Origin of the sequence: Pseudonocardia phyllosphaerae (assembly GCF_046546475.1) — a bacterium.
Classification (GTDB): Bacteria; Actinomycetota; Actinomycetes; order Mycobacteriales; family Pseudonocardiaceae; genus Pseudonocardia; species Pseudonocardia phyllosphaerae.
In genome coordinates, this window is sequence record NZ_JBKGXS010000001.1 from 1 (window position 1) to 14,064 (window position 14,064).

The 14,064-nt window shown below is 74.2% G+C and carries 11 protein-coding genes; 3 read left to right on the forward strand and 8 right to left on the reverse strand.

Going from position 1 to position 14,064, the window contains the following annotated elements; all coding sequences use genetic code 11:
- Positions 1-65: 65 nt before the first annotated feature.
- The 7 genes from trxA to ACLE50_RS00035 form a co-directional block, all read right to left on the reverse strand.
- Positions 66-389 (reverse strand): thioredoxin, encoded by a 324-nt coding sequence (gene trxA / locus ACLE50_RS00005; protein WP_410941228.1) that lies wholly within the window; start codon positions 387-389, stop codon positions 66-68.
- A gap of 75 nt (positions 390-464) precedes the next feature.
- Complete coding sequence (gene trxB / locus ACLE50_RS00010; protein WP_410941229.1) at positions 465-1,469, reverse strand: thioredoxin-disulfide reductase; 1,005 nt, start codon at positions 1,467-1,469, stop codon at positions 465-467.
- Between the two features lie 208 nt (positions 1,470-1,677).
- Positions 1,678-2,274, reverse strand: a complete 597-nt coding sequence (locus ACLE50_RS00015; protein WP_410941230.1) for a hypothetical protein — start codon at positions 2,272-2,274, stop codon at positions 1,678-1,680.
- Positions 2,271-2,813, reverse strand: coding sequence for a sigma-70 family RNA polymerase sigma factor (locus ACLE50_RS00020; RefSeq protein ID WP_410941231.1), 543 nt, complete (start codon positions 2,811-2,813; stop codon positions 2,271-2,273). The genes ACLE50_RS00015 and ACLE50_RS00020 overlap by 4 nt, the downstream gene beginning before the upstream one ends.
- A 74-nt stretch (positions 2,814-2,887) precedes the next feature.
- Positions 2,888-4,777, reverse strand: a complete 1,890-nt coding sequence (locus ACLE50_RS00025; RefSeq protein WP_410941232.1) for a protein kinase family protein — start codon at positions 4,775-4,777, stop codon at positions 2,888-2,890.
- Positions 4,778-5,031: 254 nt separating this feature from the next.
- Complete coding sequence (locus ACLE50_RS00030; protein WP_410941233.1) at positions 5,032-7,287, reverse strand: DUF6049 family protein; 2,256 nt, start codon at positions 7,285-7,287, stop codon at positions 5,032-5,034.
- Positions 7,284-7,799, reverse strand: a complete 516-nt coding sequence (locus tag ACLE50_RS00035; RefSeq protein WP_410941234.1) for an NUDIX hydrolase — start codon at positions 7,797-7,799, stop codon at positions 7,284-7,286. Before ACLE50_RS00035 ends, ACLE50_RS00030 begins: the two co-directional genes overlap by 4 nt.
- A gap of 290 nt (positions 7,800-8,089) precedes the next feature.
- Between ACLE50_RS00035 and ACLE50_RS00040 the strand changes: the two genes are divergently transcribed.
- Both ACLE50_RS00040 and ACLE50_RS00045 read left to right on the forward strand, forming a co-directional pair.
- Complete coding sequence (locus ACLE50_RS00040) at positions 8,090-9,490, forward strand: CCA tRNA nucleotidyltransferase (RefSeq protein WP_410942220.1); 1,401 nt, start codon at positions 8,090-8,092, stop codon at positions 9,488-9,490.
- Positions 9,491-9,591: 101 nt separating this feature from the next.
- The gene (locus ACLE50_RS00045) at positions 9,592-10,185 is read left to right on the forward strand and encodes a YqgE/AlgH family protein (RefSeq protein ID WP_410941235.1); all 594 of its coding nucleotides are present in this window, start codon (positions 9,592-9,594) and stop codon (positions 10,183-10,185) included.
- A gap of 308 nt (positions 10,186-10,493) precedes the next feature.
- Here ACLE50_RS00045 and ACLE50_RS00050 read toward each other — a convergent pair whose 3' ends face one another.
- A complete protein-coding gene (locus ACLE50_RS00050; RefSeq protein ID WP_410941236.1) occupies positions 10,494-10,955 on the reverse strand; it encodes an SdpI family protein in 462 nt (153 codons plus the stop codon).
- 243 nt (positions 10,956-11,198) lie between these two features.
- On the opposite strand from ACLE50_RS00050, the gene leuS reads away from it, so the two are divergent.
- On the forward strand, positions 11,199-14,057 hold the full coding sequence (gene leuS, locus ACLE50_RS00055; protein WP_410941237.1) for a leucine--tRNA ligase: 2,859 nt from the start codon (positions 11,199-11,201) through the stop codon (positions 14,055-14,057).
- Positions 14,058-14,064: the final 7 nt, after the last annotated feature.

Sequence of the window (14,064 nt, forward strand, 5' to 3'; positions counted from 1 at the left end):
CGCAGCGTGATCTCGGTGCGCTACAGGCGCACTCGTCCGGGGCCGTGCCCGCGGCCCCGATCGGGTCAGATGTGGTCGGACAGGTCTGCGAGCAGCGCGGCCTTCGGCTTGGCGCCCACGATCTGCTTCACCGGCTTGCCCCCGGCGAACAGGATCATGGTCGGCACCGACATGACCTGGTAGTCGCGGGCGACCTCCGGGTTGGCGTCGATGTCGAGCTTGGCGACGGTGAGCTTCTCGGAGTTCTCACCGGCGATCTCGTCGAGCACGGGGGCGACCATCTTGCACGGGCCGCACCAGGTGGCCCAGAAGTCGACCAGGACGGGCTTGTCGCTCTTCAGGACGTCCTGGTCGAACGAACTGCTGGTGACGTCGACGGTGTTGGCCATGATGATCTCCTCGGATGTCGTACGTAGGTCTGTGACGGGCGTCTGGGACGAACGTCTGAACTGCGGTCGGGTGCGTCAGTGGGCCGCTTCGGCGACCTCGGCCGACGGGGCGTCGCCGTAGCCGCCGCCGGCGAGCTCGGCGGACACCTCGTGCCCGGCGAGCCAGCGCTCGGCGTCGATCGCGGCCGCGCAGCCGGAGCCGGCGGCGGTGATCGCCTGGCGGTAGGTGTGGTCGACCAGGTCGCCGCAGGCGAAGACGCCGGGCACGTTCGTGTAGGTGGAACGTCCGTCCGTCTGCACGTAGCCCTCGTCGTCGGTGTCGACCTGGCCTGCGAACAACGCGCTGCGCGGGTCGTGGCCGATCGCGACGAACATCCCGGTGACGTCGAGCGAGCTCGTCTCGCCGGTGACGGTGTCGCGCAGCTGCAGCTGCTTCACCGAGCCCTCGCCGGTCACCTCGGTGACCTCGGCGTTGGTGCGCCAGCGCATCTTCGGGTCGTTCACCGCGCGCTCGTACATGATCTTCGAGGCCCGGAACTCGTCGCGCCGGTGGATGATCGTGACGGTCTCGGCGAAGCGGGTGAGGAACGTGGCCTCCTCCATCGCCGAGTCGCCGCCGCCGATCACGGCGATGTTCTGGTCGCGGAAGAAGAACCCGTCGCAGGTCGCGCAGGAGCTGACGCCGCGGCCGAGCAGCTCCTGCTCACCTGGGACGTGCAGGTAGCGCGGCGCCGCACCGGTGGCGAGGACGACGGCCCGGGCGCGGAGGGTCTCCTTCCCGACCCGGACCTCCTTGACGTCGCCGTCGAGCTTCACCTCGTCGACGTCCTTGGCGCGCAGGTCGGCGCCGAAGCGCTGCGCCTGGCCGCGCATCTGCTGCATGAGCTCGGGACCCATGATCCCGTCGGTGAAGCCGGGGTAGTTCTCGACCTCGGTCGTGGTCATCAGGGCGCCGCCGAACTGGCTGCCCTCGAACACGAGCGGGGCGAGCTGGGCCCGCGCGGCGTACACCGCAGCGGTGTATCCGGCCGGGCCGGACCCGATGATGATCAGGTTGTGCACCGTGTCGTCGGTGGTCACCGGTACCGATCCCTCCTGGCACGCCCGGGCCCCGGGCGCGTGCTGACTACGCCTGCGGGCGGCCGGACCTGCCGGACCCCGCGTACTTACTTGGCCTCTGGCTGAACGCGATCCTAGTCGGGGGCATTCCCCGCCCCGGGCCGTCCCGAACGCGGTGCGGGTCACGGGTGGGCCACGGTCGCGGTACCGGCGTGCTGCCGATGCGGTGTCAGGGCGCCGGGGAGCCGGTCCCGCCGGGCCGCGCCGGGGCGTGGCCGGGGTGCAGCGGTGCGGTGTCGCCGACCGGGGCCGGGCCGGGTGCGGGCCGGTCGAGCAGCGGCAGGGCGACCGCGACGGCTGCGGCCGCCACGGCGAGCAGCGCGCCCCCGGCCCGCAGGACGCGCCGCGTACCCGGCCCGCGCCGCGGCCCGCGGGCGGCGGGCCGGGCTCCTGTACGGCGCCCGGTGCCCGGCGCGGCGGCGCGAGAGCTCCGCACCGCGGGGGCGCGGGAGCTCGACACCGCAGGGGCACGGGTGCTCCGCACCTCGGGGACACAGCCGGTGCCGTGCGTGCCACGGGCGCCGTGCGGGGCCCGGAGCGGGTCGCTGCGGGGTTCGGCCACCGGGATCGGGGGGCCGGGCTGCCGTGCGGTCTCGGCGCCGAGCGTCGCGCGGATGCGGGCCGCGACGTCGCCGGGCATCGGAGGGGCGCCCAGCGCCCGCAGCAGCGCCGCGGCCTCCTGCTCCGAACGTTCGCACCCCGGACGGTCGCACCCCGGACGGTCGTGCTCCGGGTGGTCCGGCGCGGGGCTCCCGGTGTCGTTCACGCGTCCTCCTGCAGGGGTCCGAGCAGCTCGACCAGCCGCAGCCGTCCGCGACGGCAGCGGCCCTTCACCGTCGCCGGGGCGATGCCGAGGATCGCGGCGGCGTCCGCGACCCCCGTGTCCAGGACGTCGACCAGCACCACCGCGGCCCGTAGCTCCCCGGGGAGATGGGTGAGCGCGTCGGTGAGGGCCAGCCGGCCGGGGATCTCCCGGACCGGGTCGTGCCCGGCGTCCGGGACGACGGCGGAGAGCCGGGCCCGCCGGCGTGCCGCCGAACGGATCCGGTCCAGGCAGGTGTTGACCAGGATCCGGTGCAGCCAGGTGCCGGGGTCGGCATCGCCGCGGAACCCGGGCGAGCGGAGAGCGGCGAGGAAGGTCTCCTGGACGGCGTCCTCGGCCTCGGCCGGGTCACCGAGCATCCGCAGCGCCACGGCCCAGAGCCGGTCGGCGTGCCGGCGGAACGCCGCGTCGAGGTCCGGCGGCGGGCCCGGCTCCCCGGTGCTCCCCGGCGCGGGGAGCGAGATGCGGTCGGTGCTGGTCACCGGCGCACCGTAGGCGGGTACGGCGGCTCACCGGGCCCGGTCGGGACCGGGCGTTCGCAGGTGCGAACGGATGGCTACTGGACCGTCCGCTGGAAGGTGACCTCGCTGATGTCGCTGGCGTTGTCCGAGCCGCCCCCGCCGAGCTTGGTGATCCACAGCAGCACGTGCTGGGTCGGCTGCGCGGTGTCCAGCGGGACCGTGGTCTCGCCGCTGCGCAGGGTCACCCGGTTCACCGGGGTCGTCGCCTCGAACGGGGCGTCCGCCGTCGGCGCGGTCCGGACCTCGACGACCGTGCCCGGGCTCGACGACGTGATCGTCAGCCGGTTGATCGGCTGCGCGGCGTCGAACGAGGCCATCAGACCGACGCCGGGCTTCAGCGCCGGGAACTGCTGCTTGTACTCCTGTGTCTTCCACGCCGTCGACGGGTTGCCGTCGATCGCACGCGAGGCCTGACCGGGGTTGTCCGGGTCCCCGCTCGGGTCGTAGGCCTCGACCGAGGACGGCACGACCGGGGTACCCGCCGCCTGCGCGGGTGCCGGACCGGGCTGCGCCGGCTGGGCGGGGGCCGACGCCGCGGGCGTCGGGACGACGACCGGCGGCCCACTGGACCCACCCGCGCCGAGCAGCGAACCGATCTGGATGCTCGCCCAGCCCAGGACGAGCACCACGGCCACGGCCAGCACCGACAGCCCGATGCGGAGGTTGCGCCGCCGCCGCGGGTCGTCGCGGGTGTCGGCGCCGAAGTCCTGCCAGACGTCGTCCGGCTCGGCGGGCGCACCGTCCCGCACCGGCGGGAAGAACGCCTGGTCGGCGTCGGTGGCGACGACGTCGCCGAGCATCCGGTGCATCGCTGCGGCGGTGTGCACGCGGCCGATCCCCTCGCCCTGGCCGAGCGCGCCGGTGCACAGCGTGTCCAGCTCCACCGGGACGCCAGGGCGCAGCGCCGACGGCGGCCGCAGCTTCCCGGCAGGGGTCCGCTCGGCGGCGACGAGACCGGCCCGCGCGGCGTCGGCCACCGACAGCGGCCAGCGGCGGGTCAGCAGGCAGTACAGGACGGCGCCGAGCCCGCGGACGTCGTCGGCGGCGGTCACCGACGGACGGGGCAGCAGGAACGCCAGCATCGCGCGGCCGTCCGGGGTGATCCGGATCCGCTGCGGGTGGTCGCAGCCGAGCACCAGGCCCTGCTGGTGCGCCTCGGTCGCGGCCGAGGCGAGGGTCTCGACGGCCTTCGCGGCGCGCTGCGCCCGGACCGGGCCCTCGGCGACGGCCTCGGCGAGCGACCGGCCGGGCACCCACTCGGCGACCGACGCGCCCAGCACGTCCTCGGGCAGCCCGTGCGTGCCGGGGGCCAGTACGTCGAGCAGCCGGGCGCTGCCGGGGTGCTCGAAGCAGCCCGAGCGCAGGGCGCGCACGACCATCTCGCCGGCGCGCGCGGCGCCCTCGGGGTCGTCCGAACGGTCATCGGCGGGCAGCCGCCGGAGCAGCGTGATGCCCACCGGACGGCGGAGCACCGTGTCCTCCGCGCGCCAGAACTCGGCACCGGCGGCCGGGTCGGACCCGATCCGCTGGCGGAGCACGTAGCGGTCGGTGACCTGGGATCCGGCGGTGGTGCCGACGGCGTCGCGGGCAGCGGGGATGCGGTCGGTGGACCGGGCCTGCGCGGGGACGGCGGCCGTGCGGCCGCCCTGGTCACCGGCGCCCTGTTCCCGGGGGGCCTGCTCCCGGGAGCCCGCGTCCCGCGGGCTCTGATCGCGGCCGTCCTGGTCGCGCTTGTGCGGGGACGGCTTGCGGTTCGTGGTGTGGGCCCGGGGCGCCGGTGCGGCGCCGTCCGGCCGGTCGACGGCCGGCTGCTCCAGCGTGGCGGGGCCGCCGTCGTCGTCACCCGGGTGGATCGGACGGGCCTCCCCGGAGTCATCGGGACGACCGTCGACACGGGCAGCACGTTGGTCGGTCTGCCCGTTCAACGGCCTCGCCCTCCCCCTGAGCTGACGTCACATCGGACTCAGCGTACGACACGTACGGCGTTCCCGGCCTCCTCGAGCGACCGGTCGCAATCGTTCGGTGATGTCATCGCTCGCTGCACCCCGGACGACTCCGGAAACATCGACCGCGTTCGCCCAGGTGCACCCGGGGTGCGACGAGCGGTCAAGTTCAGGGGACGAACGAGCAAGGTGACCCTTCTCATCCCGCGCGTGTCCCGCGCCGTGCGCGCCCGTGGTCAGCGGCCGCCGGGACGCAGCCTGCGCACGATCCGGCGTACCACCAGCACCACCAGCACCGCGCCCGCGACGGCGGTCAGCCACACCGTGACCGTCCCGTAGACCGTCGAGCGGACCCGGAGCCGGGTGTCCGGCCCGAGCTCGGCGCCGTCCGGGGTCCGCAGCCCGGCGTCGACGCTGAACTGGCCGGCCCGGGTCACCTGGGCGTTGACCCGGACCTGGACCCGGCCCAACGGTGGCACCGCCTGCACCTCGATCGGGTCGACGCGCAGCCCGCTGGTGGCCGCGAGCACGACACGGACGTTCATCGTGACCGGCAGCCCGTTCGCCACGGTGATCAGCAGCGGCGCGTCCGAGGTCCCCAGCGAGTACGGGCTCGGCGGCTCGAGCACCCGTACCGAGCTGCGGATCTGCTCCACCCGGTCGGCGACGACGTCGACCTCCCGCCCGGCGCGCGCCGGGTCGCCCCGCCAGGCCGAGGAGACCCCGCGCATCGTGCCGCGGACCAGCGGGTCGAAGACCTCGGCCGGGGTGGCGCCGACCCCGGTGCGGCTCTCGGCCGCCGCGCGCAGGCTCTCCAGTGCCCGGACCTGTCCCGCGACCGTCTGCACGGCGGTGTCCGGGATCTCCGCCCCGCCGGCCTGGGGCGGGTAGAAGAGCCGGACCGCGTCGTCGGAGTCGTCCCCGGCCGGGGCGCCGTCGGCAGGCGGGGCCGAACCGGTCGCGATCCCGGCGAGGCCGGCCGGGGCGATCCGGCCCTCGCCGATCAATGCGGCCAGTGAGCTCAGCACCCCGGTGGCGGCGTCGCCGTCGGCGGTCCAGCCGTGCGGCGGGGCCACCACCAGCGGGGCCGCCGGGGTCGCGCGCGACCGGGACGCCCGGAACGCCAGTGCCCCGCTCAGGTCCTGCCCGGCCAGCGCCCCGGCCGGGGACCCCTGCAGCTCCGGCCCGGTCGGCCCGGTGGCGGCCTCGGTGAGCAGCGGGTCGGTCAGCACCGCCCGGTCCGGGCCGCGGCCGTCGCGCCTGTCGCCGAGCCGCACCACCCCCGACGCCCGGCCACCGGTGCCGCCGCCGACGCCGTCGGAGGACAGGGCGAGGCGGGTGCCGCCGCCGAGCGCGGTGAGCGTCGGCTCGTCGAGGACGCCGTCGACCGGCCAGACCAGGTCGTTCTGCACCGTCGTGTCCAGCGCGGAGGACAGCGCGGTACGGCCCTGGGTCAGCACGGTCCGGGCGAGGTCGGCCTGGCCGCCACGGACCAGCGCGACCAGGTCGGCGTCGGCAGGCGGGAGGGCGACCAGGCAGCCGCCGCGGGCGGCGCCGGAGAGGTCGTCGAGCCAGGTGCGTGCGGCGTCGGCGCCGGTGCCGGGCACCGTGGCCCCGTCCGGCCCGGACTGCACCTGGTAGCCACCGCTCATGGCCTGCGCGGTGGCGACCAGCTCCGGGTCGACGGCCAGACACACCGACGCCCGGACCGGCGAGCCCGCGGGCGCCTGGCTCTCGAGCGCGCCGACCAGGCCCCGCAGCCGCCCCCCGGGGGCGAACGACGCGGCCAGCGAGTCGTCGGTCAGGACGGTGGGCTGCCCCGGCACCGGCGGGATCCGCCGCGGTGCGTCGGTGATCGGGTAGAGCATCGACACCGGGGTGGCGGCCGGTGGGCGCGGCGGCGCAGGCGCGCCGGGCACCGAGGACACCGGAAGCAGGGTCCGGACCGACGCCAGCCGGGAGGGCGGCCCGCCGCCTGCGGCCCCGTTGAGGTTCAGCAGCAGCGGGTAGGTGCCCGGCCCCGGCAGCGCCAGCGACGCGGCCGGGGCCCCGGCCAGCGGGACGCTGTAGCGGAACGGCGTCGAGGCCCCGGGGGCCAGCGGGCCGAGATCGGTGAAGGCGGGGGTGGCGTCGTCGGTGGCGGCGTCCCCGGCGAGTGCCGTCCGCAGCGCGGGCTCTCCGGACAGCAGCGGTCCCCGCTGGACACGGACGGAGAGCTGGTCGAGCGGGGTGTCGCCGGTGTTCGTGACGGTGCCGGAGACGACGAGCTCGGCCGGTCCGGAGCCGGTCACCACCCGCGGGGTCATCGCGTCGACGTCGATGCGGGCCGGGGAACCCGCCTGCTGGGCCGGTGCGGTGACCGAGGAGGCGATCCGGGCGGGTGCCGCGTGCGCCGCGTCGGGGGCCGTGCCGTGTCCGGGAGTCGTGCCGGCGCCGGGAGCGGCCACCAGAGCGGCCAGCGCGATCGCGGCCAGGGCCGCGACCCGGCTCACGCCGTCTCCTCCAGCAGGTTCGCCGCCTGCCGGACCAGGCGTCGCTCGTCGGCGTAGGCGAGGCGGCCCTCGAGGTCGCCGAGCGGGACCCACGCGACCTCGGAGACCTCCACGTCCTCGTCGGACAGCTCGCCGCCGAGCGCGCGCATCAGGTAGTGGTGCACGGTCTTGTGGACGCGCCGGTCCTCGGCGACGAACCAGAAGTCGATGGTGCCCAGGGGTGCCAGCACCTCGCCGATGATGCCGGTCTCCTCCTGGACCTCGCGCACCGCCGCCTGCTCGGCCGTCTCACCGGGCTCGATGTGGCCCTTGGGCAGCGACCAGAGCAGCCGTCCGCGCCGGTCGAGCCGGCCGATCAGCGCGGCCTCGCCGGTCCGCGGATCGACGACGAGGCCACCGGCCGACGTCTCGTCCACCGTCCGGAGCCGGCGGCGCCGGTCCGGAGACCGCGCCGCGCGTCGTCCGTGCCCCGCGCCTCGACCGGCGGACGAGCGACCGCGGGAGGTGGACATGTGGCGATGGTAACGAGGAGGTGGCGTTCCGGGGCGGTGACGAGCCGGTCGGGAAGATCGACATCCGGGGGAACGTGGCCGGACGGTGCCGGATGAGGTACCCGAGGCTGCACCGGGCCCGGGCGTGTTCCCTACACTGGCCGGTCGTGTCCTCGCGCTCCGTGTCCCCGCTGTCCGTGTCGTCGGCGTCGTCCCCGGCATCGGACTCCAGGACGAGCGTCCCGCCGGCGCCGGGTGATGCGCCGGAACCGGCGGAGCTGCAGCGCACACAGGAGAACGCCGTGCTCGAGATGCTCGACGTCCCGGCCGTCGCCGGCGACCTCGCCGCCCGGTTCGCCGAGCGCGGCCACACCCTGTTCCTGGTCGGCGGCAGCGTCCGCGACGCGCTGCTGCGCGGCACCGGCGCCTCCGACCGCGACTCCGGCGACCTCGACTTCACCACCGACGCGCGCCCCGAGGAGATTCTCGCCGCCGTCCACGGGTGGGCGGACGCCGTGTGGGACACCGGGATCGCCTTCGGCACCGTCGGGCTTCGCCGGGCCGGGTTCATCCTTGAGGTCACCACCTTCCGCGCCGACACCTACGACGGCACGTCCCGCAACCCCGAGGTCCGCTTCGGCGACTCCGTCGAGGGCGATCTGGTCCGCCGCGACTTCACCGTCAACGCGATGGCCGTCGAGCTCACCGGGCCGCAGCGCCGGTTCGTCGACCCGCACGGCGGGTTCGCCGCGCTCGCCCAGGGGATCCTGGACACCCCGGACCTGCCCGAGCGTTCGTTCGACGACGACCCGCTGCGGATGCTGCGCGCCGCCCGGTTCGTGTCCCAGCTGGGCTTCACCCCGTCCGAGCGCGTCGGTGTCGCGATGCGGGAGATGGCCGGGCAGCTGCAGCGGATCACCGCGGAGCGGGTGCAGGCCGAGTTCTCCAAGCTGATGCTCGGCGACCACCCGCGGCGCGGCCTGGAGCTGTTGTGCGACACCGGGCTGGCGGCTCAGTTCGTGCCCGAGATCCCGGGCATGCAGCTCGAGACCGACGAGCACATGCAGCACAAGGACGTCTACACGCACTCGCTCGTCGTCATGGAGCAGGCGATCGAGCGCGAGGAGGACGGCCCGGACCTGGTCCTGCGCCTGGCCACGCTGCTGCACGACATCGGCAAGCCCGCGACGCGGCGCAAGGAGCCGGACGGGCGCGTCAGCTTCCACCACCACGAGGTGGTCGGCGCCAAGATGGCGCGCAAGCGGCTGCGCGCACTGAAGTACCCCAAGGCCGTGATCGACGACGTCTGCCAGCTCGTCTACCTGCACCTGCGCTTCCACGGCTACGGCAAGGGCGAGTGGACCGATTCCGCGGTGCGCCGCTACGTCGCCGACGCCGGCCCGCTGCTGGACCGGCTGCACAAGCTCGTGCGGTCGGACTGCACGACCCGCAACCGCAGGCGGGCCGCGGCGCTGCAGCGCAACTACGACGGCCTGGAGGAGCGCATCGCGGCCCTGCGGGAGCAGGAGGAGCTCGACTCCATCCGCCCGGACCTCGACGGCAACCGGATCATGGAGCTGCTCGGGATCGGGCCGGGCCCGGCCGTCGGGAAGGCCTACAAGCACCTGCTGGCGCTGCGCATGGAGGAGGGCCCGCTCGGCGAGGAGCGGGCCGAGGCCGCGCTGCGTGAGTGGGCGGCCGAGAACCTGTAGCGGATTCACACGTCCGTGTAGGACGGACGTGTGGCACCGTGCCCGGCGCCGGCGGGCGGGTACCCGGTCCGCGCCCTCGGTGGGGGTGCGACGATGGGCTCGTGCGGGAACACCGCGCCGCGCGAGGCGCCGACATCCCCCCGGTCACCCCGGGGAGCCTGCTCGTAGCCGCACCCGGCCTGGGCGACCCGAACTTCGTACGGACGGTCGTCTACATGATCGAACACCGCCCGCACGGCAGCCTCGGTGTGGTGCTGAACCGCCCGGGGGCCACCGCCGTCCGCGACGTCCTGCCCGAGTGGGCCGGTCTCGCCAGCGACCCCGGTACGACGTTCGTCGGCGGCCCGGTGGAACACGGCACCGCGATCTGCCTGGCCGCGTTGCGCACCGGTCAGTCCACCGAGCTGCCGGGCCTGATGCCGGTACGGCCGCCGGTGCAGCTCGTCGATCTCGACTCCGACCCGGCCGTGCTGGCGCCGCGGCTGCGCGGCCTGCGGATCTTCACCGGCTACTCGGGGTGGGAGGCCGACCAGCTGGCCGGCGAGATCGCCCGTGGGGACTGGTACGTCGTGCCGGGCCTGCCCGACGACCTGATCACCACCGACGGCGACCGGCTCTGGGAGCGGGTGCTGCGCCGGCAGGGGACCCCGCTGGCACTGCTGGCCACGTACCCGCTGGACCCCGCGCGCAACTGAGCCGTTCATACGAACGTGTAGCGCGTCGCCGCAGGTGGGGCACTCTTCGATGATTGTTCATACGTATGTACACATCCGCGCGAGGCCGATGTCGGCGCCGACGAACCGGATGTTGTACGTACGTCCATCCGCGAAGTACCTCAGCTGCTGACGCATTCCGGTGTATGGATCCACGGCCGGGTGGTGACGCGGCGTGCGCTGTACGGATGTCCGTCCGTGAACGTCTCAGCCGATGAGGTGTCGCGACGGGCGGCGTCCCCGGCCGGGACGGACGCGCGACGCGCACCGGGCGTACGTCCGTACGGAACTCAGCTCGTCCCGGGCGTGGTGCCGGTGGCGTCACGGCACCCGGCGACCAGGTCGCAGCCCGAGCACACCCCGCCGCACACCGGCGCCGGCTGCTGCTCCACGACGTCGGCGGCGACGGTCAGCTCCGCCGCGCGCGCTCCGAGTGCCCCGCCGATCCCGGCCAGCACGACGGTGCCGACCGCGGACAGGACCGCCAGCACCCAGGCGGTGAGGCCGTCGCGGGCGAGGAACAGGGCCGCGCCCCCGGCCAACCCGGCGGCCGCGGCGGCGCCCATCGGCGCGGCGGCGATCCGGTTGGCGACGATCCACGCGTCCTGGGTGCGCAGGCTCGCGGTAGTCCGCACCCCGGCGTAGCGGTTGCGGGGAAGCCTGCCGGTCGCACCGAGCAGGGCGAGCACGACGAGTACCGCACCGGCCAGCACGAGCAGGACGGCGAGCACCAGGCGCAGCGTGGGAGGCACGTGACCAGGGTAGAACCCGGCGGAACCGGACCTCCCGCCCCGGCTACCCTGGAGCCATGTGCACGGCCCGGCGGCGGCCGATCCGCCGACTTCCCGGCGCCGCGCCACGGTGATCGCAGCCCCCGGCAGCAGATCCCACCGGCGCGGCGACGACCCCTCCTGCCTTCACGGGTGCGAGGGGTCGCAGCGTGTTCCGGGCCCCGACACGGGCCGTCGCGACAGGTTTCCCGAGGTGAAACGGACATGAGCACCGAGACCAGTACCGCCACCGAGCAGCGGGCGGACCGTCCGGCCTACCGCTACGACGCCGAGATGGCGACGCGGATCGAGCGCAAGTGGCAGGACCTGTGGGAGCGCGAGGAGACCTTCCACGCGCCCAACCCGGGTGAGCCCGGCTCGGAGAAGCCGAAGTACTACCTGATGGACATGTTCCCGTACCCGTCGGGATCGGGGCTGCACGTCGGGCACCCGCTGGGCTTCATCGGCACCGACGTGCTGGGCCGGTACCTGCGCATGACCGGGCACAACGTGCTGCACCCCATGGGGTTCGACGCGTTCGGCCTGCCCGCCGAGCAGTACGCCGTCCAGACCGGCACGCACCCGCGCACCACCACCGAGGCCAACATCGCCCGGTACCGCGAGCAGCTGCGCCAGCTGGGCCTGGCCCACGATCCGCGCCGCTCGGTGTCGACGACCGACATCGAGTTCTACCGCTGGACCCAGTGGATCTTCCGGGAGATCTTCGAGTCCTGGTACGACACCGACGCCGGCCGCGCCCGCCCCATCTCCGAGCTGTGCTCCGAGTTCGAGGACGGCACCCGCCCGACGCCCGACGGACGTCCGTACGCCGAGCTGTCCGAGGCCGAGCGCCGCAGCCTGATCGACGGCCACCGCCTGGCCTACATCTCCGAGGCCCCGGTGAACTGGTGCCCCGGCCTGGGCACGGTGCTGGCGAACGAGGAGGTCACCCCCGAGGGACGCTCCGAGCGCGGCAACTACCCCGTCTTCCGCCGCAACCTGAAGCAGTGGATGATGCGGATCACCGCCTACGCCGACCGGCTGGCCGACGACCTGGACCGCGTCGAGTGGCCCGATTCGGTCAAGTCCATGCAGCGCAACTGGATCGGTCGTTCCGAGGGTGCGCAGGTCCGGTTCGGCGTCGCCGGTGCGGACCCGATCGAGGTGTTCACGACCCGTCCGGACACGCTGTTCGGTGCCACCTACATGGTGCTGGCGCCCGAGCACCCGCTGGTCGACGCGATCACCCCGGCGGTCTGGCCGGAGGGCACCGACGAGCGCTGGACCGGTGGCGCCCCGACGCCGGCGGAGGCCGTCGACGCCTACCGCACCGAGGCCGCCCGCCGTTCCGAGCTGGAGCGGCAGGAGAACAAGAAGAAGACCGGCGTGTTCACCGGTGCGTACGCCACGAACCCGGTGAACGGCCAGGACATCCCGGTGTTCGTCGCCGACTACGTGCTGATGGGCTACGGCACCGGCGCGATCATGGCGGTGCCCGGCCAGGACCAGCGCGACTGGGACTTCGCGACCGCGTTCGGCCTGCCGATCGTGCGGACGGTGCAGCCGTCGGAGGGCTTCGACGGCGAGGCGTACACCGGCGACGGACCGGCGATCAACTCGTCGAACCCGGAGATCAGCCTGGACGGGCTGGGCGTCGACGAGGCGAAGCGCGTGATCATCGACTGGCTGGCCGAGCGCGGCGACGGCGAGGGCGTCGTCCAGTACAAGCTGCGCGACTGGCTGTTCTCCCGGCAGCGCTACTGGGGTGAGCCGTTCCCGATCGTGTGGGACGAGCACGGCCCGATCGCGCTGCCCGAAGACCAGCTGCCCGTCGTCCTGCCGGAGGTCGACGACTACGCGCCGAAGACCTACGACGCCGACGACGCGAACACCGAGCCGGAGCCGCCGCTGTCCCGGGCGACCGACTGGGTGAACGTCGAGCTGGACCTGGGCGACGGCCCGAAGGTCTACCGCCGCGAGACGAACACGATGCCGCAGTGGGCCGGGTCGTGCTGGTACTACCTGCGCTACCTGGACCCGGAGAACACCGAGCGGTTCGTCTCGAAGGCGGCCGAGGAGTACTGGGTCGGCAAGGACCTGGAGCGCTCGCCGCAGGACCCGGGCGGGGTCGACCTGTACGTCGGCGGCGTCGAGCACGCGGTGCTGCACCTGCTGTACTCCCGGTTCTGGCACAAGGTCCTGTACGACCTGGGCCACGTGACCAGCGAGGAGCCGTTCCGGAAGCTGTTCAACCAGGGCTACATCCAGGCCTGGGCCTACACCGACTCCCGCGGCATGTACGTGCCGGCGGAGGAGGTCGTGGAGACGGCTGGGGGGGACGGCGGCCCGGCTGGTTTCACGTGGAACGGCGAGCCCGTCACCCAGGAGTACGGGAAGATGGGCAAGTCGCTGAAGAACGTGGTGACGCCGGACGAGATGTGCGACCGCTACGGCGCGGACACGTTCCGGCTGTACGAGATGTACACCGGCCCGATGGACGCGTCCCGGCCCTGGTCGACCCGCGACGTCGTCGGGCCGCAGCGGTTCCTGCAGCGGGTGTGGCGCAACCTGGTCGACGAGAACACCGGTGAGGTCACCGTCGTCGACGGCGAGGCGCCCGAGGACATCACCCGCGCGCTGCACAAGGCGATCGCCGGTGTCCGCGAGGACTACCCGGCGCTGCACTACAACACCGCCGCCGCGAAGCTGATCGAGCTGAACAACGCGCTGACCAAGCGCGGGGCGCCGGTGGAGCGCGAGGTCGCCGAGTCGCTGGTGCTGATGATGGCGCCGCTGGCCCCGCACATCGCCGAGGAGCTGTGGCAGAAGCTGGGCCACGACGAGACGCTGGCCTACGCCCCGTTCCCCGAGGCCGACGAGCGGTTCCTGGTCGCGGACACCGTCGAGTTCCCGATCCAGGTCAACGGCAAGGTCCGCTCGCGGGTCACCGTCCCCGCCGACGCAGGCCAGGACGACATCAAGGCCGCGGCGCTGGCCGACGAGAAGATCGTCGCGGCGCTGGAGGGGGCCGAGCCGAAGAAGGTCATCGTGGTGCCGGGCCGCCTGGTGAACATCGTGCGCTGAGCGCCGG